The sequence below is a fragment of the Streptomyces sp. NPDC050145 genome, assembly GCF_044460245.1.
Lineage (GTDB): Bacteria > Actinomycetota > Actinomycetes > Streptomycetales > Streptomycetaceae > Streptomyces.
The window spans coordinates 1-23530 of sequence record NZ_JBITJS010000013.1 but is presented as its reverse complement, the minus strand read 5'-3'; the positions used below and the strand labels follow the sequence as shown (position 1 = coordinate 23530).

The window sequence follows — 23530 nt, the reverse complement described above, 5'->3', positions numbered from 1 at the left end:
GGGGCCGCGGCTACCTTCGGGCGGTCATCCGGCCGTCGGGTGGCGCCGTCTTCGAAGGGCGTACGACCATGACCGCGCAGGACGATCTCACGATCACCACGCTCGCCGAGCGGCCGGAGCTGCTGGAGGCGATGTGGGGGATGGCGGACACCTGGCCGGTGTACGTGCAGCACGACGCCGTCGCCTGGTCGTTCATGGGGCGGATCGCCGCCGAGCTGCCCGAGTACGTGCTGGTGGCGACGGATCCGGCGGGGGCCGTCGTGGCCAAGGGGTTCAGCGTGCCGTTCGCGCTGCGCGGCGCGGGGCGCGACGGTGAGCTGCCCGACCGGGGCTGGGACCGGGTGCTGCAGTGGGCGTTCGCCGACCGGCGGCACGGGGTCGTGCCCGACACCGTCAGCGCCATCGAGATCAGCGTGGTGCCCGAGGCGCAGGGGCGCGGACTGTCCGGGCGGATGCTCGGCGCGATGCGGGAGAACGCGCGGGCGAAAGGGTTCGGCGAGGTCGTCGCTCCGGTGCGGCCGAGTGCCAAGCACCGGGAGCCGGCGGCGCCGATGAGCGAGTACGCGTACCGGGTGCGGGAGTCGGACGGGCTGCCGCACGATCCGTGGCTGCGGGTCCATGTGCGCGCGGGCGGGACCGTCGTGAAGGTGGCGGCCGCCTCGATGACGGTGTCGGCGTCGACCGCCGAGTGGCGGGGGTGGACCGGGCTGCCGTTCGACGAGGCGGGGCCGGTCGAGGTGCCGGGGGCCCTGGTGCCCGTGCACTGTGAACCTGAGCGGGGCTACGCCGTGTACGTCGAGCCCAACGTGTGGGTGCGGCACGTGCTCTGAGCGTCCGGCACACCACATGGGTGCGGCGCGTGCTCCGAGCGAGCACGCGCCGCACCCTCCCCCCCCCGGGTGACCGGGACGGTTACAGCTTCAGGTCCCAGTGCGTCGCGTCGTACTCGAAGCTGGGGGACACCTCGACCGTCAGGTTCTTCGCGTCGGCCGGGGCGTCGAAGCCGTAGACGACCGTGGCCTTCTTGCCGGGCAGGATCGAGCCGCTGAAGCCCGTGCCGACCTTCTCGTCGAAGATCTGCTCCGCGTCGACGCCGTCCTTGCCCGCGCGGGCCTCGGCGGTCAGCAGGGTCGAGTCGAACTTCGCCTTCGTCTTGTTCTCGACGGTGACGGTCACCTTGTAGGCGTGGTTGCCCTTGGTGTGGCCCGCCGCGTACTCGCTCGGGTTCCACGTCACCGCGTTCGACACCGTGATGGTCAGGTCGTCGTCGTAGATGACGGAGTCACCGGCGTCGAGCGCCTTGCCCTTGGCGGGCGCGTCGTCCTTCGCGCCGGAACCCTTGTCGTCCTTGCCGGCCTTGTCCGTGCCCTTGGCCCCGGTGTCCGACACCGACTTGTTGATCTCGTCGACCGCGTCGTCGACCGCCTTGAACGTCGTGTACGCGCCGAAGACGGACAGGCCCAGGGAGACCAGGCCGAGGAGTGCGCCGGCCAGCGCCACGCCCTTGTTGGTCGCCTCGCCGCGCTTGGCCCGGCCGCGGCCCGTCAGGCCCAGGATCAGGGCGATCACGCCGAGGATGCCGGCCAGCCAGAACATGATCGGGATCAGCCCGGACAGGGCGCCGATGACGCCGAGGATGAGCGCCGCCGTCCCCAGTCCGTTGCGCGCGGTCCGCTGCGGCTGCTGCTGGAACGGCGGGTACTGGGGCTGCTGCTGGGTCTGGGACATGGGTTCCTCCGTGATGAGAGACGCCAACCTCCCCCCGGCTTTCCGATCGTCCGGCGGTTGGCTGGGTCAAGAACACCATCGTTTGTGAACCGAGTCAACCGCGTTCACGGTTTTCTTCGTGAACACAGCTGTGAATGCGCTTCTTACGTGGAAGTAGGTAGGGTCTGCTCCACACGTACGCGGCATCCGGACCCGCGCGCGCGAACGAGGGGAGCGAGCCCGGTGCAGGAGAACGCGACAGAGGTGACGGCCGCCGGGATCGCCCGGCTGGCCGGGGTCGGCCGCGCCGCGGTCAGCAACTGGCGGCGCCGCCACGCCGACTTCCCCAAGCCCGTCGGCGGCACCGAGACCAGCCCCTCCTTCGCGCTCACCGAGATCGAGGACTGGCTCCGCGCCCAGGGCAAGCTCGCCGAGGTCCCGCTCCGCGAGCGCGTCTGGCAGCAGCTCGCCGGACACCCGTCGGGCCCCGTCACCGCACTCCTGCACGCCGGCGCCACCCTCCTCCTCGTGCACGACCGGCCCACCGAATGGCTCGCCCTGAGCGCGACGGCCGACGACCAGGTCCTCGCCGAGGGTCTCTCCGTCTCCCTCGAAGGCGTCCTCACCCCGCGCTTCGGCCACGCCACCGAGCGCGCCGTCGCCACCCCGCGCCCCATCGACCTGCGCCCCTCGATCCCCCTCCTGCGTGCCGCCGCCGAACTCGCCACCGAGCTAGGCGCCCGCCGCACCTTCGCCTTCCTGCTCGGCCGCCACCTCGACGCCAACCCCCGGCAGTACACGCTGACCCCGCCGGGCCCCGCCGAGCTGATGGCCGCCCTCGCCGGACCCGCGAGCCCCGACGGCGGCACCGTCCTCGACCCGGCCTGCGGCACCGGCGCCCTCCTGCACGCCGCCCGCGGCCACGGCACCGGCCCCGCCCACCGCCTCTACGGCCAGGACGCGTCCCCCGAGCTCGCCGCCCTCACCGCGCTGCGCCTCGCCCTCGACGGCCGCGAGGCTCCCGACGCCGCCCCCACCGTCCGCACCGCCGCCGCCGACACCCTGCGCGCCGACGCCCTCGGCGACGTCCGCGCCGACATCGTCCTCGCCCACCCGCCGTTCAACGAGCGCGGCTGGGGTCACGAGGAGCTGGCCTACGACCCGCGCTGGGAGTACGGCCTGCCCGCCCGCACCGAGTCCGAACTGGCGTGGGTGCAGCACGCGTTGGCCCGCCTCAAGGACGGCGGCTCCGCCGTCCTGCTCATGCCGCCCGCCGTCGCCTCCCGCCGCTCGGGCCGCCGCATCCGCGCCGACCTCCTGCGCCGCGGCGCCCTGCGCGCCGTCATCGCCCTGCCCGCCGGAGCCGTCCCGCCCAACAACGTGCCGCTCCACCTGTGGGTGCTGCGCCGCCCCGCGGCGGCCGCCCCCGCCGCCCCCGAGCTCCTCCTCGTCGACACCACCGGCACCGCCGAGGGCGACATGCGCGAGAAGCAGGCCTGGGCCGCCGTCCAGGACGTCGTCCTCGACGCCTGGCGCGCCTTCGACCGCGACGGCGCACTGCCCGAGCGCCCCGGCCTCGCCCGCTCCGTCCCCGTCATCGAACTGCTCGACGACGAGGTCGACCTCACCCCCGCCCGCCGCCTCCCGCCACCCGCCGCGGGCACCGGCGGCGCCGCCGAACTGCACACCGTGCGCGCCGACCTCGCCGACACCCTCCGCCTCACCACGAAACTCACCCCGCGGCCCGGCGCCCCCGCTCCCGCCCCCGTCCGCTGGCCGCAGACCACGATCGGCGAACTCGCCCGCGCGGGCGCCCTGTCGCTGCGCACCGCCGCCACCGGAGGAGCCCCGGGCGCCCCCGCGCGCGTACCCGTGCTCACCGACCACGACGTCCTCACCGGCACCGCCCCCTCCGGCACCCAGACCGGCGACGACGACCCCGTCCTCCTGGAGGCCGGCGACGTCGTCGTGCCCGTCGTCGGCGGCGGCGCCACCGTCCGCGTCGTCGACGAGGCCACCGCGGGCGCCGCCCTCGGCCGCGGCCTCGCCCTGCTGCGCCCCGACCCGGCCGCCCTCGACCCCTGGTTCCTCGCCGGCTTCCTGCGCTCCACCGCCAACAACCGCCAGGCCAGCAGCTACGCCTCCACCGCGACCCGGCTCGACGTGCGCCGCCTCCAGCTGCCCCGCCTGCCCCGGTCCGAACAGGCCGGGTACGGCGCCCGGTTCAAGGCCCTCGCCGCCTTCGAGGACGCCCTGCGCCAGGCCGCCCGCCTGGGCGAACAGCTCGTCCAGGGCCTCCACGACGGCCTCACCGACGGCACCCTCGACCCGGCCGCCGACCCGGCCGCTCACCCGTCCCGCGAGCGCGTCGCCGATCCGGAATGACCGTCACCGCAAGCGCGGCCCCGACAACGGTTCGGTAGACCGGGGTTACGTTGTCCGAAGGGGCCGATACGCTCGTCGTACGAAGCAGCACGAGCGATCCAGGAGCAGTTATGTACGGGCACGGCGCCGCACCGCCCCCGCGCACCGATGGCGGGGTCGTCGCCCTGCGCGTCCTGTTCGCCGCACTGTCCGTGCTCAGTTGCGGCCTGCTCGCCTCGGTCCCGCTGTTCCGGATCGCCTTCCTGCGCAAGCGGACCCTCGACTGGGTCCTCGCGAGCGTCGCGCTGCCGGTCACCTTCGCCCTGTTCGCGGTCGTCGGCTCGCTGCCCGAGGCGGACACGCGCTCGGACGTCGCGCTCGCCCTGATCCTGATCATCGGCGCCGCGTCCGCCGTGTACTTCGTCGTGTTCGACGTGCGCCGCGTGCAGGCGACGCCGCTCCCGGCCCCGTACCCGCCGACCGCCCAGACCGTCGGATACGGCTACCCGCCCGTGGCGCAGCAGCCGGCGCCGCAGCCCCCGTACACCCACCCGACCGTGTCCCAGACCGGCTTCGCCACGCACCAGACCCTCGGCGCGACCCCGCAGCACCCCACGCCACAGCACTCCCACCCGACGCCGCCGCCGGCCCAGCCCCAGCAGCAGCCCCAGGCGCAGGCGCAGCCCGAGCAGGGCCAGACCCCGCACCGCATCGACCAGGTCCGCGCCGAGCTGGACGAGCTGAGCGACTACCTGCGCCAGCAGGACGGCGGCCGGTGACCGCACTGCCCACGACCGGCGGCCGCGTCGTCGCCGGCCGGTACGAACTGTCCACGCTCATCGGCCAGGGCGGCATGGGCCAGGTCTGGACCGCCTACGACCAGCGCCTCGACCGCCGCGTCGCCGTCAAGCTCGTCCGCCCCGACCGCGTCGCCGGCGCCGAGGCCGAGGAACTGCGCCGCCGCTTCCTGCGCGAGTCCCGCGTCACCGCCCAGGTCGACCACCCCGGACTCGTCACCGTGCACGACGCGGGCAGCGAGGACGGCGACCTCTACCTCGTCATGCAGTACATCGACGGCTCCGACCTCGCCGACCACCTCGCCGAGCACGCGCCGTACCCGTGGCCCTGGGCCGTGTCCGTCGCCGCCCAGCTGTGCGCCGTGCTCTCCGCCGTCCACGCCGTGCCGATCGTCCACCGCGACCTCAAGCCGCGCAACGTGATGGTGAAGAAGGACGGCACCCTCACCGTCCTCGACCTCGGCGTCGCCTCCGTCCTCGACACCGACACCACCCGCCTCACCCACACCGGCTCACCCATCGGCACCCCCGCCTACATGGCCCCCGAGCAGGCCATGGGCGGCGCCGTCGGCCCGTACACCGACCTGTACGCGCTCGGCGTCCTGCTCCACGAACTGCTCAGCGGCGACGTCCCGTTCGCCGGCACCACCGCCCTCGGCATCCTCCACCGCCACCTCTACGAAGCCCCGGTCCCCCTGCGCCAGCTGCGCCCTGAGGTACCCGAAGCGCTGGAGAGCCTCGTCCTGCGCCTGCTCGCCAAGGACCCGCAGCACCGCCCCGCCTCCGCCCAGCAGACCTACGAGGAACTGCTCCCGCTGCTGCCGCCCCGCGGCGTCCCCACCGGCCGGCCCCTCGACCCCACCCGCCCCTTCCTGCGCCCGCACGCCCCCTGGCCCGACCGCGCCCTCACCCCCGCGCCCCGGCCGGCCGGCGCCGACGTCCAGGGCGAGCGCCCCGACGTCGCCCGCGCCGTCGACGAGGTCAAGCGCCTGCTCGGCGAGGGCCGCATCACCCAGGCCGTCGACATCCTCGGCGCGATCCTGCCCGCCGCGGCCGCCCAGCACGGCGAGCAGTCACCCGTCGTCCGCACCCTGCGCAAGCAGTACGCGGCCACGCTCATGGACGACGGCCAGTACCGCCGCGCCCTGCCCGAGCTGCGCCGCCTCGCCGACGAGCGCGCCGCCGAGGCCGGCCACGCCGACCCCCAGTCCCTCCAGTTCCGCTACGAGGTCGCCCAGTGCCTCGAAGCCCTCGGCGAACCGGCCGCCGCCCTCGCCGAGTACCGCTCCCTCCTCCCGTACTACGAGAACCAGTACGCGACCACCGACATGCGGCTCGCCCTCGAAGTGCGCCGCCGCATCGGACAGTTGCTCCTCGCCGTCGGCGACCGGGGCGCCGCGCAGGAGACCCTCGTGCGTCTCCTGCACGACGCCGAGCGCCTCCACGGGCCCGCGCACCCGTTCCCCGGCGAGGTCCGCCGCACCCTGCAATGGCTCGGACAAGTGCGCGGCTGACCCGCCCGGGCGGAGTTCAGTGCCCCAACTCCCGGCGAATCGTTGTCGAATAGGTGGCCGAGCAAGCGGTCACTGCCTAACATCGATCAACGCCGGACTTTGTGCACCGAAGCACAAACTGCTCGCAGGGAGGCCCACCTTGCACCGCCGCAACAGCCGCCGCACCGCGCTCGTCCTGTCCGCCGCCGCACTCGCCGCGACCCCCTTCCTCACCGCCTGCGGGAACGAGGCGCACCCCGGTGCCGCGGCCGTCGTCGGCGGCCAGCGCATCACCGTCTCCCAGCTGGACGCCCGCGTCACCGAGGTCCGCGACGCCCAGCAGGCCGCCACCCGCGGCGACACCCAGTACGGACAGGCGGTGGCCCAGAGCGGCCCCCTCACCCGCAGCACGCTCAACGCGATGGTGCGCACCCGCGTCCTGCACCGCGCCGCCACCGACGCGGGCGTCACCGTCACCCGCGCCGAGACCCAGGCCAAGCGCGCCGAGTACGAGAAGCAGGTCGGCGGTGCCGAGCAGCTGGAGGCCGCGTTCCTCCAGCAGTTCAACATCCCGCCGCAGCGGCTCACCGAGGCCATGCGCAGCGAGGTCGAGGCCGGCAAGCTCATCGAGGCGATCGGCGCCGATCCGCAGACCCCGCAGGGCCAGGCCGCCTTCGCCAAGGCCCTCGCCGACGCCTCCAAGGAACTCGGCGTCTCGCTCAACCCCCGCTACGGCACCTGGGACGCGAAGGGCAACAAGTCGACCGACGCCCGCGTGCCCTGGTTGAACCAGGTGACCAAGCAGCCGGCGACACAGCCGGCGTAAACGCGGCGCGCTCCGCGGGTCGTCCGGGTGCGGGCCGGTGGGGCTTCTCGCGCAGTTCCCCGCGCCCCTGGAGATGCGCACTTCGTGCGCGATCTCCATAGGGGCAGCACCCCGTCGGGGAAATGCGACCCGAAGGGTCTGCATTTCAGGGGCGCGGGGAACTGCGCGAGAAGCCCCACCGGAGCCGCAGACGCCGAACCCGCGCCCCCCCCGGCAGACGCGCAGCGCGCCCCCGCACCGACTCCGCACCCCTTCTGACAGGCTTCCCGCATGAATCTGCACAGCGTGGCGCTCTACGGGTGCGCGGCCGTCGTCGTCGTGGTCGGCGTACGGGTCCTGGCGGCGATCGCGGTCCTCGGCGACCGGGACGCCCGGGAGGTCGCGCCGCCGCAGGCGCTGCTGAGGGCATGGCGGCGGCCCCTCCCGTGGGCCGCCGCACTCCTGGTCACCGTGATGGTGGCCTTCGGCATCGCCCAGCTCGCCGCGCCCGGCCTGATCGACGCGCTGGAGCGACAGCCGCACGGCGACTGGTGGCGCGCCGGCACCGCGCTGCTCGTCCAGTCCTCCGGCTGGTTCCAGCTCCTGTTCAACCTGGCCGCCCTCGCGGCCGTCGCCCCCGTCGCCGAACGCCACTTCGGCCCCGTCCGCACGCTGATGGTCTTCCTCCTGAGCGGAGTCACCGCCCAGGCCGTCAGCATGTCCGGCTGGAGCCCCACCGGCGGCGGCGACTCCGTCGCGATCTGCGGCCTCGTCGGCGCCCTCGCCACCTGGTACGCGCTGCGCGGCACCGACCCCCTCCTGCGCCGGACCGCACCCCTCGTCCCCCTCGCCGGCCTCGTCCTGTGCCTGCTGACGAACAACCACGGCGTCGGCCTCCTCATGGGCTCCCTCCTGGGCGCCGGACTCGCCCTCCCCGCCCGCCGACCCCTGGCGGCCTGACCGGACCCCGGCGCCCTGCGTTACGTTCGAACCGTGAACGACACCACCAGCACCGCCGGCCGCATCGTCCTGCTCACCACCAGCCACCGCGTCGCCCCCGGACTCCTGTCCTGGCAGGCCTGGCAGGTGCTGCGCGCCGCCGACGAGGTGCTGTGCGCCGACCCCGGCCACCCGCAGCTGCCCTACCTCAAGGAAGCCGGCGTCGAGCCCCGGCTCACCACCGTCACCGCCCGCGAGCTCGTCGACCGGTGCGCCGACGGCGGCCGCACCGTCGTCGTCCTCGCCACCGCCGACGGCGACCGCCGCCTCACCGACGGCCTCGCCACCCTCGCCGGCTCCGGCCGCGAACAGATGCCGTCCCTCGAACTGCTCCCCGGCTCCTACGACCTCCCCGGCGCCCGCCTCCTCGACCTCGTCCAGGTCATGGACCGCATCCGCCGCGAATGCCCCTGGTCGAAGCTGCGTACCCACGAGGACCTCGCCAAGTACGCCATCGAGGAGGCCTACGAACTCGTCGACGCCATCGAGACCGACGACCGCGACGAACTCCGCGAGGAACTCGGCGACGTCCTCCTCCAGGTCGTCTTCCACGCCCGCATCGCCGAGGAGGCCACCGGCGACGACGAGCCCTTCTCCATCGACGACGTCGCCGGGGGCATCGTCACCAAGCTCATCCACCGCCACCCGCACGTCTTCGGCGACGAGAGCGCGGCCACGCCGGAGGAGGTCCGGGAGATCTGGCTGCGCCGCAAGGGCGAGGCCAAGCAGCGCGCCTCCGTCACCGACGGCGTCCCCGTCGGCCAGCCCGGCCTCGCCCTCGCCGCGAAGCTCGGCTCCCGCGTCCGCACCGCCGGACTCGACGTGCCCCTGCCCACCGGCACCGGCGTCGGCTACGAACTCCTCGCCCTCGCCCTGCGCGCCGAGGCCGACGGCGTCGACCCCGAAGCCGCCCTGCGCGCCGCCGCCCGCGCCTACCGCGACGCGGTCCGCGCCGCCGAAGGACTCCCGGATACGGTCGAAGGGTGACCCAGAGCCCCACCCCCGCCGAGATGCCCGAACTCTTCACCTGGGAGTTCGCGAGCGACCCGTACCCCGCCTACGCCTGGCTGCGCGAGCACGCCCCCGTGCACCGCACGACCCTGCCCAGCGGGGTCGAGGCCTGGCTGGTCACCCGGTACGGGGACGCCCGCCAGGCCCTCGCCGACCAGCGGCTCAGCAAGAACCCGGAGCACCACGACGAGCCCTCCCACGCCAAGGGCAAGACGGGCATCCCCGGCGAGCGCAAGGCCGAGCTGATGACCCATCTCCTCAACATCGACCCCCCGGACCACACCCGCCTGCGCCGCCTCGTCTCCAAGGCCTTCACCCCGCGCCGCGTGGCCGAGTTCGCCCCCCGCGTCCAGGAACTGACGGACGACCTCATCGACCGCTTCGCGGCCAAGGGCGAGGCGGACCTGATCCACGACTTCGCCTTCCCCCTCCCCATCTACGCGATCTGCGACCTCCTCGGCGTGCCCCGCGAGGACCAGGACGACTTCCGCGACTGGGCGGGCATGATGATCCGGCACGGCGGGGGTCCGCGGGGCGGGGTCGCCCGCTCGGTGAAGAAGATGCGCGGCTACCTGGCCGAACTCATCCACCGCAAGCGCAACGATCCCGGCGACGACCTGATCTCCGGTCTGATCCGCGCCTCCGACCACGGCGAGCACCTCACCGAGAACGAGGCCGCGGCGATGGCGTTCATCCTGCTGTTCGCCGGCTTCGAGACCACGGTCAACCTGATCGGCAACGGAACGTACGCGCTCCTGACCCACCCCGAGCAGCGCGCCCGCCTCCAGGAGTCGATCGCGGCGGGGGAGCGCGGCCTGCTGGAGACCGGCGTCGAGGAACTGCTGCGCTTCGACGGCCCGGTGGAGCTGGCCACCTGGCGTTTCGCCACCGAGCCCCTCAGCATCGGGGGCCAGGACATCGCGGCCGGCGACCCGGTGCTCGTCGTGCTGGCCGCCGCCGACCGCGACCCGGAGCGGTTCACGGAACCCGACACCCTCGACCTCTCCCGCACCGACAACCAGCACCTCGGTTACGGGCACGGCATCCACTACTGCCTGGGCGCACCGCTGGCCCGTCTGGAGGGCCAGACCGCGCTGGCCACCCTGCTGACCCGGCTGCCCGACCTCCGCCTGGCCGCCGACCCGGCCGAACTGCGCTGGCGCGGCGGGCTCATCATGCGGGGCCTGCGCACGCTGCCGGTCGCCTTCGAGCCCCGGGACCTCTAGACGGAAGGCCCGGTGAGAATCCGGGTGACCCGGCGGGAGCCGGACCGGTAGCGTGCGGGGCATGTCGAGTCCCGAGTCGGACAGGTCGGGGGCTGTCGGTCACGCCGTCAGCCCCGAGAACCGGTGATCGCGTAAGTACACGCCCCCTCGGGTGCTGACCGCGGTGACGAGAAGACGTCCACGTCCCTCTCCTCACCCGGAGCCTCTCGATGCCCTTTCCTCTTTATCTGCTGGCCCTGGCGGTCTTCGCCATGGGGACCTCGGAGTTCATGCTCGCCGGACTCCTGCCGGACATCGCCGCCGGTCTCGGCGTCCCGGTCGGTGCCGCCGGGCTGCTGACCACCGCGTTCGCGGCCGGTCTGGCGGTCGGCGCGCCGGTCATGGCGGTGCTGACCCGCCGGAGGCCGCCCCGTACCGTCCTGCTCGGTTCGCTGCTCGTGTTCGCGGCGGCGCACGCCGTCGGCGCGCTCACCGCGGACTTCGGGGTGCTGCTCGTGACCCGTGCGGTCGCGGCGCTCGCCGACGCCGGGTTCCTCGCCGTCGCCCTGACGACGGCGGCGGCGCTCGTGGAGCCCGACCGCAAGGGGCGCGCGCTCGCCGTCCTGCTCTCCGGTACGACCCTGGCCACCGTGGTCGGGGTACCCGGCGGGGCGGTGCTCGGTGCGCTGCTCGGCTGGCGGGCCACGTTCTGGGCCGTCGCCCTGCTCTGTGTGCCGGCGGCGCTCGGCGTCCTGCGCGGCCTCCCGCCCCTGGCCCCGGCCCCCGCGGCACCGCTCGGCTCCGAACTGGCCCAACTGCGCGGGCCCCGGCTGCTGTTCGTGATGCTGCTCGCGGCGCTGGTGAACGCGGCGACCTTCGCGAGCTTCACCTTCCTCGCCCCCGTCGTGACCGGCCCGGCCGGACTCGGCGCCCTCTGGGTCCCCGTCACGCTGGTGCTGTTCGGCCTCGGTTCGCTGGTGGGCGTCACGGTGGCGGGGCGGTTCGCCGATCGCCGGCCCGGTCGCGTACTCGCCGTCGGTGGTCCCCTTCTTCTGGTGGGCTGGCCGGCCTTGGCGCTGCTCTCCTCCCGTCCGTCCGTCGTGCTCGCTCTGACCTTCGTCCTGGGCGCCCTCTCCTTCGGCGTCGGCAGCACCCTCATCACCCGTGTCCTCTACGCGGCCGAGGCGGCGCCCACGCTCGCGGGGGCCTACGCGACGGCGTCCCTCAACGTGGGCGCCGCCACGGGTCCGTTCCTCGCGGCGGCGGCCCTCGGCACGGGGGCGGGGGAGCTGGGCCCGTTCTGGGTGAGCGGGGCGCTGGTGGCGGCGGCGCTGGCGCTCGCGCCGGCGTGGCGTACGGGATTCAGGGCAGCGGGACCGTCACCCGCGGCAGGAACCAGCCGACGAGCGGTCCCAGACCCAGGGCGATGACGACGGTGCCGGCGCCGAGCGTTCCGCCCAGGAGCCAGCCGGTGCCGGCGACCGTGACCTCGATGCCGGTGCGTACGACGGCGACGGGCTGCCGGGTCAGCCGGACGAGGCCGGTCATGATGCCGTCGCGCGGTCCCGGTCCGAGCCGGGCGCCGAGGTAGAGCGCGTCGAAGAACGCCAGCGCGACGAGCCCGCACAGCAGGTAGGCGATCCGGGCGGCCGTGCCGTGCGGGTCGGGCAGCAGCGCGGCGGTGGCGTCGGCGGCGAATCCGACGAGCGCGATGTTGAGGAGCGTGCCGGGGCCCGGCCGCTCCCGCAGGGGGATCCACGCGAGCAGCACGAGAAGGGAGATGAGGTTCGTGGTCCAGCCGAAGCTGAGGCCGAGGGTGAGCGAGAGGCCCTCCGTGAGCACGTTCCAGCCGGCCGCGCCGAGTCCGGAGCGGACGAGCAGCATGACGGCGGCGCCGTAGCCGACGAGGCCGAGGAGGAGTTGGGGGACGCGGCGGCCGGGGCGGGCGCGGAGGGAAAGAGGGGAGGGTGCGGGCATGAGGCTCAGCTTCCGGAGCATCTGGTCCCTGGATCCATAGCCAGATTGCCTACGCTGGCCCGATGAAGGTCGGTTCGTACGCGGTGGCGCAGATGGTCGGGGACTGGCAGGAGGGGCCGGGGCCCGGGCACCGGCGGCTGTCCGACCGGTTGCGGCTGCTGATCCTGGACGGCCGGATCGCGCTGGGCGCGGCGCTGCCGAGCGAGCGGGACCTGGCCGGGGCGCTGGCGGTGAGCCGGACGACGGTCGGTGCCGCGTACCGGACGCTGGCCGAGCACGGGTATCTGGCGACGCGTTCGCGGGCCAGGGCGACGGTGCGGCTGCCCGACGAGGCGTCGGGCCGGGTGCCGGAGCGGACGGACCCGGAGGCGGTGGACCTGTCGGTCGCGGCGCCCGCGGCGCCGGTCGAGATCCTGCACGCCGCGTTCGCGAGCGCCCTGCGGCGGCTGCCGCACCATTTCGGCCGCCACGGCTACGACCCGTACGGCGTGGGGGAGCTGCGGGCGGCGGTCGCGGACTGGTACGGGCGGCGCGGGCTGCCGACGACGCCGGGGCAGATCATGGTCACGAACGGGGCGCAGCACGCGCTGGCGCTGCTGACCCGGACGCTGGTGGCGCCGCGCGACAAGGTGCTGATCGACCATCCGACGTATCCGCACGCCATCCGGCTGTTCACGGAGGCTCGGGCGCGGCTGGTGCCGGTGGCGCTGACGCCTTCCGGGTGGGACGTGCCGCAGTGGCGCGCGGCGGCGCGGGACGCGGCGTTGGCGTATCTGGTGCCGGACTTCCACAATCCGACGGGGCTGTGCATGCCGTCCGGGGTGCGGCGGGAGCTGCGGCCGGGGTGTCTCACGGTGGTCGACGAGACGATGGCCGATCTGGCGCTGGACGGTGCGCCGGACGCGGTGGGTCCGGAGCCGCTGGCGGCGCGGGTGCCGGACGCGGTCAGTGTGGGGTCCGTGTCGAAGAGCGTGTGGGGCGGGCTGCGGATCGGCTGGATCCGTGCACGGCCCGCGCTGCTCGAACGGGTGGTCAGGAACCGGCCGGTGACGGATCTCGGCACGCCGGTGCTGGAGCAGCTCGCGACGGCGGTGCTGCTCGACGAGCGGCGGACCCGGCGGCCGGAGGCGCTGGGGGAGTTGCGGTCGCGGCGGGCGGTGCTCGTGCGGGAGCTGGGCGAGAGGCTTCCGGAGGTCGAAGTTCCGTGTCCCGCGGGCGGTCTGACGCTGTGGGCGAGGTTTCCCGGGCCGGTCGCGTCGCGGCTCGCGGCGGTGGCACCGGACCATGGTGTGACGGTGGCGGCGGGGCCGCGTTTCGGGGTCGGCGGGGCCTTCGAGCGGCATGTCCGACTGCCTTTCACGCTGCCTCCTGAGCTGCTGGTTCAGGGGGTGGAGCGGCTCGCGGCGGCCCGGGACGCGGTGGCCCGCGGGGCGTTCGGGCACCATGTTCCGGCGCCCACCGCGTGAGGTGCGGCCGGGTCAGAACTGACGGACCGTCAAAGCTGTGACTTTCACGTGATCTCCGCTGCATCGACTTGTGACAAGCGTTCGAGTCCCGCTACGTTCACAACCCATCGCGTCGGCACCGTCCGTCGCACCCGCGACACCCGTCGCGGGCGCAGCATCAGTCTCGCGAAAGGCATCCGCATGCTCTCCGGGAACGGTCGTCACCGTCGCCCTCGTCAGGCTCCTGCTCTCGTCGTCGCCGCCGGTGTCGCCGGCAGCGCCATCGCGATTCCGCTGCTCGCCGCGTCCAACGCGAGCGCCGCCACGACCCAGGCCTGGGACAGACTCGCCGAGTGCGAGAGCGGTGGCCAGTGGAGTCTCGACGCCGGTAACGGGTACTACGGCGGGCTGCAGTTCTCGCAGGAGCTGTGGGAGCAGTACGGCGGGCTCGACTTCGCGCCGAGCGCCGACCAGGCGAGCCGCTCGCAGCAGATATCCGTCGCCGAGAAGGTGCTCGACGACCAGGGGCCCGGCGCCTGGCCGAGCTGCTCCATCACGGCGGGCCTCTCCAAGAGCGACAGCTCGGCCGATGTCGACCCCGGGGCGAGCACGCCGCCGCCGGTCCTCGGCGGCTCGTCGGGCGGTCTCCTCGGCATCGGTGGGGACTCGAACGCCGACGACGGAGAGAAGAATCACGACGACGGGGGCAATTCGGACACCCCGTCAGGTGACGCCTCCGGGGATACCTCCGGTAACGCCAAGGGTGACGAACCCGACGGCAAGGCGAGCGACGAGCCGAGCGACGGCACCGGCGCCTCGCCCTCGGACGGCGCGACGTCGGACGAAGGCGACACGAAGGGCGAAACGGACAAGTCCGGCTCCGGCGCCTCCACTTCCCCGGACGAGTCGAAGGGCTCCGGCGAGCCGGACGCCTCCCCGTCCGCCTCCGACCCCGCCTCCGAGGACTCCGGCGCGGGCCGCCACCGCGGCGGGCAGGCCTCCGACGACACCGCCGACTCCCGTACCGGAGAGGGCCGTCACGCCTCCCGTGACGACCGGCGCGACGGCGACGCGTACACGGTGCGCGCCGGCGACAACCTGTGGGACATCGCCGACTCGCAGAACGTGGACGGCGGATGGGCCGAGCTGTACCAGCTCAACAAGAAGGAGGTCGGCTCCGACCCTGACCTCATCCTTCCTGGTCAGAGTCTGGATCTTGGGCTCGAATCGGGCGAAAAGTAGCGGGAGTTCAGGGCGGGTTGCTGTCTGAATGTCCGATTTGGCGAAAGTGAGAGATGGGTCTCAAAGGGCCTGATCCGCTTTGAAAACCGCCGGATCGGCTGCGTACGGTCTGACCGCTCGCCACAGCGGGCCCCGACGGATGTCACGCCGAATCCTGCCAACCTCCGTACGGGAACAGTCGACGCGTCAGCGCCGTGGGCAGGAGCGGGGGACCCAAGGTAGGCGCCGTCCGGAAAGCGATACTCCGGTACGGCTTGGGGTTAAGCCGCGCACTAGGTTGCGCGGCCGGGCACTCACTGGCCCGAACCCGACAGCTCACCTCGTAGGCGTCGGTGAGGGGATCTCTCCATGCTGTTCTCCAGCAAGGGCAAGCACCGCCGCCCGTCCAAGGCCGTCCGTGTCGCCACGCTCGCCGGTGTCACCGGTGCCGCCGTCGCCGTTCCGCTGATGGGTGCCACCGGCGCCTCCGCCGCCACCGCCTCCGAGTGGGACGCCGTCGCCCAGTGCGAGTCCGGCGGCAACTGGTCGATCAACACCGGCAACGGCTACTACGGCGGCCTGCAGTTCTCGTCCTCCACGTGGGCCGCGTACGGCGGCACCGCCTACGCCTCCACCGCCGACCAGGCCTCCAAGGCGCAGCAGATCTCCGTCGCCGAGAAGGTCCTCGCCTCCCAGGGCAAGGGCGCCTGGCCGTCCTGCGGTGTCGGCCTGTCCGGCGCCTCGACGTCGAACCCGGCCCCGGCCCCCGCCGAGCAGCAGCAGACCCAGCCGCAGCCCGAGCGCAAGGCCGAGCAGCCGGCCAACCGCTCGCAGGAGCGTCAGGCCCCGAAGGCCGCTCCGAAGAAGACCGTCACCACGCCGACCGGCAAGAAGGTCGCCAAGGGCGACGGCGAGTACAAGGTCAAGAAGGGTGACTCCCTCAGCAAGATCGCCGAGGCGCACCACACGACCTGGCAGAAGCTCTTCAAGCTGAACGACGACATCGTTCAGGACGCGGACCTGATCTACCCGGGTCAGCAGCTCCACCTGAAGTAAGCCGCACCCCTTATATAGGGGAGCGCGCTCCCGCACTCGGCATCGGCGGACGCCGAGTCGCTGGCCGCTCGCTGGCATGGACCTCCCGCCCCCGGATCAGGGGGTGGGAGGTCCTGCGCGTTCCCGTGCGCGCCACCGTCGTGGCTGGTCGCGCAGTTCCCCGCGCCCCTGAAATGCAGACCCTTCGGGTCGCATTTCCCCGATGAGCAAGCGCCCGATGAGATCGCGCACGAAGTGCGCATCTCAGGGGCGCGGGGAACTGCGCGAGAAGCCCCACCGGCCCGCAGCCCGCGACGAATCCGACCCACCCCCGAAGGAACCGTTCACCGGCCAACCACCGGCGGTATTTGTTCCCGTCGGAAACATTTCGCTCACGGCAGAGTCCAAGAGACGGGCGGTCGGCTGGCCGATGGCCCGCGTGCGGTTAGGCTCAAGCCATGCGGAACCGCGCACCGCGGCCCCGCACACTCCGCGTCACATCCCAGAAGGAGATGCTCGTGCCGTCCATCGACGTCGTCGTAGCCCGGGAAATCCTGGACTCCCGAGGCAACCCCACGGTCGAGGTCGAGGTCGGCCTCGACGACGGCAGCACGGGTCGTGCTGCTGTTCCGTCCGGCGCCTCCACCGGCGCTTTCGAGGCCATCGAACTCCGCGACGGTGACCCGAACCGCTACCAGGGCAAGGGTGTCGAGAAGGCCGTCCTCGCCGTCATCGAGCAGATCGGCCCGGAGCTGGTCGGCTACGACGCCACCGAGCAGCGCCTGATCGACCAGGCCATGTTCGACCTGGACGCCACCGACAACAAGGGCTCCCTCGGCGCCAACGCCATCCTCGGCGTCTCGCTCGCCGTCGCGCACGCCGCCTCCGAGGCCAGCGACCTTCCGCTGTTCCGCTACCTCGGCGGTCCGAACGCGCACCTGCTGCCCGTCCCGATGATGAACATCCTGAACGGTGGGTCGCACGCCGACTCCAACGTCGACATCCAGGAGTTCATGATCGCCCCGATCGGCGCGGAGTCCTTCTCCGAGGCGCTGCGCTGGGGCACCGAGGTCTACCACACCCTCAAGAAGGTCCTGAAGAGCAAGGGTCTGGCCACCGGCCTCGGCGACGAGGGCGGCTTCGCGCCGAACCTCGGCTCGAACCGCGAGGCCCTCGACCTCATCCTCGAGGCCATCAAGGAGGCCGGCTACATCCCCGGCCAGCAGGTCGCCCTCGCGCTCGACGTCGCCGCCTCCGAGTTCTACAAGGACGGCAAGTACCTCTTCGAGGGCAAGGAGCGCTCCGCCGCCGAGATGACGGAGTACTACGAGGAGCTCGTCGCGGCGTACCCGCTCGTCTCCATCGAGGACCCGCTGTTCGAGGACGACTGGGCCGGCTGGAACGTCATCACCGCGAAGCTCGGCGACAAGGTCCAGCTCGTCGGTGACGACCTGTTCGTCACCAACCCGGAGCGCCTCGCCCGCGGCATCGAGGAGAACTCGGCCAACGCCCTGCTCGTGAAGGTGAACCAGATCGGTTCGCTCACCGAGACCCTGGACGCCGTCGAGCTCGCCCAGCGCAGCGGCTTCAAGTGCATGATGTCCCACCGCTCCGGCGAGACCGAGGACGTCACCATCGCCGACCTCGCCGTCGCCACCAACTGCGGCCAGATCAAGACCGGCGCCCCGGCCCGCTCCGAGCGCGTCGCCAAGTACAACCAGCTGCTGCGCATCGAGGAGATCCTCGACGACGCCGCGGTGTACGCCGGCCGCAGCGCCTTCCCCCGCTTCAAGGGCTGATCACCGGCCGACGCGGTAGTTACGTACGTCCCCGCACTCGGTCCCGTACCGTGTGCGGGGACGTACGCACGTGAAGGCAAGGGGAGGCGGGAGATCCGATGCCGGGAAAGCTCCGCAGCAGGGGCCAGTTCGACTCGGCCCGCTTCTCCACGGCCACCCGCCTGCGGGCCCTCGGCGAGCAGACCGCCGAGCGCGTGTACCGCTCGCAGAACAAGCGGCAGGCCCGCCGTTCCCGGCTCACCGGCCGCGCGGCGCTGCTCGCCCTCGTCCTGTGCACCCTCGTCGTCGCGCTCGCGTACCCGATAAGGCAGTACGTGTCCCAGCGCGGCGAGATCGCCGACCAGCAGCGCAAGCAGCAGGAGGCGAAGCAGCGGGTGGACCGGCTGCGCGACGAGAAGGCGCGCTGGCAGGACGACGCGTACGCGGAGCAGCGGATCCGCGAGCGCCTGCACCTGGTGCTGCCCGGCGAGACCGGCTACATCGTGCCCGACCCGCGCTCCACCACCACCGGCCGCGCCGAACAGGGCGAGGCCGACCGCCCCTGGTACTCGAACGTCTGGGACGGCGTCGACAAGGCCGACCGCGCGGACCGCTGACGCCCCCCGTACCCGTAGAACCGCACCTCCGCACACCCGTAAGCCCGTAGACGAAAGACGACGCGAACTCAGTCATGGAAACGCCTCCGCCGCAGACCGAGCCCACCACGCCCACGGACGCCGACATCCACGCGTTCCAGGAGCAGCTGGGCCGCCCGCCGCGCGGTCTGCGGGCCATCGCGCACCGCTGCCCGTGCGGCAACCCGGACGTGGTCGAGACGGCCCCGCGCCTGGAGGACGGCACGCCGTTCCCGACGACGTACTACCTGACGTGCCCGCGCGCCGCCTCCGCCATCGGCACCCTCGAGGCCAACGGCGTGATGAAGGAGATGACGGAGCGTCTCGCGACGGACCCGGAGCTCGCGGCGAAGTACCGTGCCGCGCACGAGGACTACATCGCGCGCCGTGACGCCATCGAGGTCCTGGAGGGCTTCCCCAGCGCCGGCGGCATGCCCGACCGCGTGAAGTGCCTGCACGTGCTCGTGGGGCACTCCCTGGTCGCCGGGCCCGGCGTGAACCCGCTGGGCGACGAGGCCATCGCGATGCTGCCCGAGTGGTGGCGCAAGGGCCCGTGCGTGACGCCGTGCGGGGAGAAGGAGGACGACCAGTGACGCGCGTCGCCGCCATCGACTGCGGTACGAACTCGATCCGGTTGCTCGTCGCGGACGCGAACCCGGAGACGGGCGAGATCGTCGACCTGGACCGCCGGATGACGATCGTGCGGCTCGGCCAGGGCGTCGACCGCACCGGCCGGCTCGCCCCCGAGGCGCTGGAGCGGACCTTCGCGGCCTGCCGCGAGTACGCCGGGATCATCAAGAAGCACGGGGCCGAGAAGCTCCGCTTCGTGGCGACCTCCGCCTCGCGCGACGCCGAGAACCGGGACGACTTCGTGCGGGGCGTCGTCGAGATCCTGGGCGTCGAGCCCGAGGTCATCACCGGTGACGAGGAGGCGCAGCTCTCCTTCACGGGTGCGACCAAGGAGCTCACCGGCCGCGCCGACCTGGACCGGCCGTACCTGGTCGTGGACATCGGCGGCGGCTCCACCGAGTTCGTCGTGGGCGACGACGCGGTGCGCGGCGCGCGCTCCGTGGACATCGGCTGCGTGCGGATGACCGAGCGTCATCTCGTGGGCGTGGACGGCACGGTGACGGACCCGCCCTCGCCGGCCCAGATCGAGGCGATCCGCGAGGACATCGCGGCGGCCCTGGACCTGGTGGCGGGCTCGGTCCCGATCGACGAGGCGGGCACGCTGGTCGGCCTCGCCGGTTCGGTGACGACGGTGGCCGCGCTCGCGCTCGGCCTGAGCGAGTACGACTGGACGGCGATCCACCACGCGCGGATCTCCTACGAGCGGGTCGCCGAGCTGACCGACTGGCTGCTGACGTCGACGCACGACCAGCGCGCCCTGAAGCCGGTCATCCACCCGGGACGGGTCGATGTCATCGCCTCTGGCGCGCTCGTCCTGCGGCTGATCATGGAGCACGTCGGGGCCCGCGAGGTCGTCGTCTCGGAGCACGACATTCTGGACGGCATCGCCTGGAGCGTGGCCTGAGACGAGGCCGCACCCGGCCCGTTCCACGAGGGGCTCAACCGAGCGTTCAGGGCGTCTCCCGAGCGCTCGGACGAGCGCCCCGACACGCCCCGACGACCCCTCTTCGAGAAAGTTCGTGAACTTCTTCACAAGGATTTCGGTCCCGTTGGGCGCGGTTTCGGGCCCATAGGCCCGTTCGGGGAGGCCAAACGCCTCTGGGAGCGAGTGAATGCCTTGCTTTCCGAGGCGGGCGGTGGGGCGGGACCGGTAAGTGGTCCATCGCCCTGGGGGGCTCACCGTGGCTGCTCAAAGGGGGTGAGCAACGACCGGCGGCACCCCGTGGTTCCCCTCGGGGACCATGACATGGGTCACGTGGGCGGCGCAGTGTAGCAGAGCCCCCGCCCAACCTTGTGAAGGGGCGCACGAGCGACCCCCTCCAGTCGGGTGGATACTCGATGGCATGAGCACCACGGAGCGTCCCAGGATCCTCATTGTCGGGGGTGGGTACGTAGGCCTGTACGCAGCGCGTCGCATCCTCAAGAAGATGCGATACGCGGAAGCGACCGTCACGGTCGTCGACCCGCGCTCGTACATGACGTACCAGCCCTTCCTCCCCGAGACCGCCGCCGGCAGCATCTCGCCGCGCAACGTCGTCGTCCCGCTGCGACGCGCTGTGCCGGGCGCCGAGATTCTCACCGGCCGCGTGACCAACATCGACCAGGACCGCAAGGTCGCCACGGTCTCGCCGCTCGTCGGTGAGGCGTACGAGGTGCCCTTCGACTACCTGGTGATCGCGCTCGGCGCCGTCTCCCGCACCTTCCCGACCCCCGGCCTCGCCGAGCAGGGCATCGGCATGAAGGGCGTCGAGGAGGCCATCGGCCTGCGCAACCACGTGCTCGAGCAGCTCGACAAGGCCGAGTCCACGACGGACGAGGAGATCCGCCGCAAGGCGCTCACCTTCGTCTTCGTCGGTGGCGGCTTCGCGGGCGCCGAGACGATCGGTGAGGTCGAGGACCTGGCGCGTGACGCGGCCAAGTTCTACAAGAACGTGAAGCGCGAGGACATGCGCTTCGTGCTCGTCGACGCCGCCGACAAGGTGCTCCCCGAGGTCGGTCCCGACCTGGGCGCCTACGGCCGCAAGCACCTGGAGTCCCGCGGCATCGAGGTCTACCTGAAGACCACCATGCCCTCCTGCGTCGACGGTCACGTCGTGCTGAGCAACGGCCTCGAGGTCGACGCCAACACGATCGTGTGGACCGCCGGTGTGAAGCCGAACCCGGCGCTGGCCCGCTTCGGCCTGCCGCTCGGCCCCCGCGGCCACGTCGACACCCAGGCGACCCTCCAGGTCCAGGGCAGCGACTACATCTGGGCCGCGGGCGACAACGCCCAGGTGCCGGACCTCGTCGGCCGCAAGGCGGGCAACGAGAACGCCTGGTGCCCGCCGAACGCGCAGCACGCCATGCGCCAGGCCAAGGTCCTCGGCGACAACGTGGTCTCCGGCATGCGGGGCTTCCCGCAGAAGGAGTACAGCCACAGCAACAAGGGCGCGGTCGCGGGTCTCGGCCTGCACAAGGGCGTCGCGATGATCGTCATGGGCAAGATGAAGATCAAGCTCAAGGGCCGTCTCGCCTGGTACATGCACCGTGGCTACCACGGTCTGGCCATGCCGACCTGGAACCGCAAGACCCGTGTGATCGCCGAGTGGACGATCAACATGTTCCAGAAGCGCGACATCACCGCGCTGGGTGCCCTCGAGACCCCGCGCGAGGAGTTCTACGAGGCCGCCAAGCCGGCCCCGGCTCCCGCCAAGGCCGAGGAGAAGAAGGTCGAGGAGAAGGCCAAGGCCTCCTGACCCGCCGGTAGTTCACGCCCGAAGGGGTCGTCCGCCATCCGTGGTGCGGGCGGCCCCTTCGGGCGTTTTCGTACCGGTTTACGTGGCGGCTACATGCATTTTGCCCATCCGTGACGCGGAGACGGGACTGCCGTACCGGGTACGTGGTGTTTACGTAAGTGCCGGACCGTCCATCGCGGTCCGTTCCGGGAACCCCCGCTTCACGGAGGTGTGCGCCATGCAGGACGCCGCACAGCGGCTGAAGAACCTCGCCGAAAAGCTCGTCGGCGCTGAACTCCCGGTGCGGCTGCGCGCCTGGGACGGCTCGGAGGCCGGGCCCCCGGACGCCCCCGTCCTCGTCGTACGCCATCGCCGCGCCCTGCGCCGCCTGCTGTGGAAGCCGGGCGAGCTGGGCCTCGCCCGCGCCTGGGTGGCCGGCGACCTCGACGTCGAGGGCGACCTGTACGAGCTGCTCGACGCCCTGTCCGACCTCATCTGGGAGCGCCCCGAGGACGAGCGCCGCAGCCTCGCCGAGGCCCTCAAGGACCCCGCCGTGCGCTCCGCCGTCGCCGAGCTCGTCAAGCTCGCCGGCCCCTTCCCGCCGCCCGCGCCGCCCGCCGAGGAGATGCGCCGCACCGGCCGCCTCCACCGGCACACCAAGGGCAGCGACAAGAAGGCCATCAGCCACCACTACGACGTCGGCAACGACTTCTACTCCCTCGTCCTCGGCCCCTCCATGGTCTACTCCTGCGCCTACTGGGAGAGCCCGGACGCCACCCTCGAGGACGCCCAGCGCGACAAGCTCGAACTCGTCTCCCGCAAGCTCGGCCTGAAGCCCGGCACCCGCCTCCTCGACGTCGGCTGCGGCTGGGGCTCCATGGCGGTCCACGCCGCCCGCGAGCACGGCGCCACCGTCGTCGGCGTCACCCTCTCCCAGGAGCAGGCCGCCTACGCGAGGAAGCGCGTCGCCGACGAGGGCCTCACCGACCGCGTCGAGATCCGCGTCCAGGACTACCGCGACGTGCGCGACGGCCCGTACGACGCCATCTCCTCCGTCGGCATGGCCGAGCACGTCGGCGCCGAGCGCTATCTCGAGTACGCCCAGGACCTGTACGCGCTCCTGAAGCCCGGCGGGCGGCTGCTCAACCACCAGATCGCGCGCAGACCCCAGCTCGACGAATCGGAGTACCACGTCGACGAGTTCATCGACGCCTACGTCTTCCCCGACGGGGAACTCGCCCCGGTCGGCTCCACCACCGGCCTCCTGGAACGCGCCGGGTTCGAGGTGCGCGACGTCGAGGCCATCCGCGAGCACTACGCCCTCACGCTGCGCCGGTGGGTGCGCAACCTGGAGGCCCGCCGGCCCGAGGCCCAGAGGCTGGTCAGCCCCGGCCGCGCCCGCATCTGGCGCCTCTACATGGCCGCGTGCGCCCTGAGCTTCGAGCGCAACCGCATCGGCGTCAACCAGATCCTCGCCGTGAAGACCCCCGACAACGGGACGTCGGGGATGCCGCTGCGGGCCCGCACCTGGAACTAGCGCCCGGACACAGAAGAGGGGGGGGGGGGGGGGGGGGGGGGGGGGGGGGGGGGGGGGGGGGGGCCCCCCCCCGCCCCCCCCCCCACGACGTGGTCCGCGGCGACCGGGTCCTCGGGCCGCACGGTGCGGGTGGGGGCGGCGCCGGGCCGGGGCCAGAGCGTGCGGGCGAACGGATAG

The 23530-nt window shown here is 72.7% G+C and carries 20 protein-coding genes and 1 riboswitch; of the genes, 18 read left to right on the top strand and 2 right to left on the bottom strand.

What is annotated here, in order from left to right; genetic code table 11:
* Window positions 1-68: 68 nt before the first annotated feature.
* Entirely contained in the window at window positions 69-830 is a 762-nt protein-coding gene (locus tag ACIBTU_RS25275; RefSeq protein WP_399128692.1) for an N-acetyltransferase, read from the top strand.
* A gap of 82 nt (window positions 831-912) precedes the next feature.
* Here ACIBTU_RS25275 and ACIBTU_RS25270 read toward each other — a convergent pair whose 3' ends face one another.
* Complete coding sequence (locus ACIBTU_RS25270) at window positions 913-1728, bottom strand: DUF4190 domain-containing protein (RefSeq protein WP_399128691.1); 816 nt, start codon at window positions 1726-1728, stop codon at window positions 913-915.
* Window positions 1729-1950: 222 nt separating this feature from the next.
* Between ACIBTU_RS25270 and ACIBTU_RS25265 the strand changes: the two genes are divergently transcribed.
* From ACIBTU_RS25265 to ACIBTU_RS25230, 8 genes are all read left to right on the top strand, one after another.
* Window positions 1951-4092, top strand: a complete 2142-nt coding sequence (locus ACIBTU_RS25265) for an N-6 DNA methylase (protein ID WP_399128690.1) — start codon at window positions 1951-1953, stop codon at window positions 4090-4092.
* A gap of 110 nt (window positions 4093-4202) precedes the next feature.
* Complete coding sequence (locus tag ACIBTU_RS25260; RefSeq protein ID WP_399128689.1) at window positions 4203-4850, top strand: hypothetical protein; 648 nt, start codon at window positions 4203-4205, stop codon at window positions 4848-4850.
* Between the two features lie 5 nt (window positions 4851-4855).
* Window positions 4856-6382, top strand: coding sequence for a protein kinase (locus ACIBTU_RS25255; protein WP_399128975.1), 1527 nt, complete (start codon window positions 4856-4858; stop codon window positions 6380-6382).
* A gap of 139 nt (window positions 6383-6521) precedes the next feature.
* Window positions 6522-7187, top strand: a complete 666-nt coding sequence (locus ACIBTU_RS25250) for a SurA N-terminal domain-containing protein (protein ID WP_399128688.1) — start codon at window positions 6522-6524, stop codon at window positions 7185-7187.
* A gap of 270 nt (window positions 7188-7457) precedes the next feature.
* On the top strand, window positions 7458-8126 hold the full coding sequence (locus ACIBTU_RS25245; RefSeq protein ID WP_399128687.1) for a rhomboid family intramembrane serine protease: 669 nt from the start codon (window positions 7458-7460) through the stop codon (window positions 8124-8126).
* Window positions 8127-8159: 33 nt separating this feature from the next.
* A complete protein-coding gene (locus ACIBTU_RS25240; RefSeq protein ID WP_399128686.1) occupies window positions 8160-9152 on the top strand; it encodes a nucleoside triphosphate pyrophosphohydrolase in 993 nt (330 codons plus the stop codon).
* A gap of 23 nt (window positions 9153-9175) precedes the next feature.
* On the top strand, window positions 9176-10402 hold the full coding sequence (locus ACIBTU_RS25235) for a cytochrome P450 (protein ID WP_399128974.1): 1227 nt from the start codon (window positions 9176-9178) through the stop codon (window positions 10400-10402).
* Window positions 10403-10611: 209 nt separating this feature from the next.
* Entirely contained in the window at window positions 10612-11811 is a 1200-nt protein-coding gene (locus ACIBTU_RS25230) for a Cmx/CmrA family chloramphenicol efflux MFS transporter (protein ID WP_399128685.1), read from the top strand.
* Here ACIBTU_RS25230 and ACIBTU_RS25225 read toward each other — a convergent pair.
* Window positions 11744-12358, bottom strand: a complete 615-nt coding sequence (locus ACIBTU_RS25225) for a YitT family protein (RefSeq protein ID WP_399128684.1) — start codon at window positions 12356-12358, stop codon at window positions 11744-11746. The genes ACIBTU_RS25230 and ACIBTU_RS25225 overlap by 68 nt on opposite strands.
* 62 nt (window positions 12359-12420) lie before the next feature.
* Here ACIBTU_RS25225 and ACIBTU_RS25220 point away from each other — a divergent pair, with 62 nt between their 5' ends.
* From ACIBTU_RS25220 to ACIBTU_RS25180, 9 genes are all read left to right on the top strand, one after another.
* Window positions 12421-13824 (top strand): PLP-dependent aminotransferase family protein, encoded by a 1404-nt coding sequence (locus tag ACIBTU_RS25220; RefSeq protein ID WP_399128683.1) that lies wholly within the window; start codon window positions 12421-12423, stop codon window positions 13822-13824.
* Between the two features lie 180 nt (window positions 13825-14004).
* Complete coding sequence (locus tag ACIBTU_RS25215) at window positions 14005-15045, top strand: transglycosylase family protein (protein ID WP_399128682.1); 1041 nt, start codon at window positions 14005-14007, stop codon at window positions 15043-15045.
* Between the two features lie 135 nt (window positions 15046-15180).
* Window positions 15181-15389: riboswitch (cyclic di-AMP (ydaO/yuaA leader) on the top strand.
* A 4-nt stretch (window positions 15390-15393) separates the two neighbouring features.
* A complete protein-coding gene (locus ACIBTU_RS25210; protein WP_399128681.1) occupies window positions 15394-16080 on the top strand; it encodes a transglycosylase family protein in 687 nt (228 codons plus the stop codon).
* Window positions 16081-16577: 497 nt separating this feature from the next.
* The gene (gene eno, locus ACIBTU_RS25205; RefSeq protein ID WP_399128680.1) at window positions 16578-17858 is read left to right on the top strand and encodes a phosphopyruvate hydratase; all 1281 of its coding nucleotides are present in this window, start codon (window positions 16578-16580) and stop codon (window positions 17856-17858) included.
* A 98-nt stretch (window positions 17859-17956) separates the two neighbouring features.
* A complete protein-coding gene (locus ACIBTU_RS25200; RefSeq protein ID WP_399128679.1) occupies window positions 17957-18454 on the top strand; it encodes a septum formation initiator family protein in 498 nt (165 codons plus the stop codon).
* 74 nt (window positions 18455-18528) lie between these two features.
* A complete protein-coding gene (locus ACIBTU_RS25195; RefSeq protein ID WP_399128678.1) occupies window positions 18529-19065 on the top strand; it encodes a DUF501 domain-containing protein in 537 nt (178 codons plus the stop codon).
* The gene (locus tag ACIBTU_RS25190) at window positions 19062-20006 is read left to right on the top strand and encodes an exopolyphosphatase (RefSeq protein ID WP_399128677.1); all 945 of its coding nucleotides are present in this window, start codon (window positions 19062-19064) and stop codon (window positions 20004-20006) included. The genes ACIBTU_RS25195 and ACIBTU_RS25190 overlap by 4 nt, the downstream gene beginning before the upstream one ends.
* A 439-nt stretch (window positions 20007-20445) precedes the next feature.
* Window positions 20446-21837: an NAD(P)/FAD-dependent oxidoreductase gene (locus tag ACIBTU_RS25185; protein ID WP_399128676.1), complete on the top strand. Its 1392-nt coding sequence runs from the start codon at window positions 20446-20448 to the stop codon at window positions 21835-21837.
* A gap of 217 nt (window positions 21838-22054) precedes the next feature.
* Window positions 22055-23353 (top strand): class I SAM-dependent methyltransferase, encoded by a 1299-nt coding sequence (locus ACIBTU_RS25180; protein ID WP_399128675.1) that lies wholly within the window; start codon window positions 22055-22057, stop codon window positions 23351-23353.
* Window positions 23354-23530: the final 177 nt, after the last annotated feature.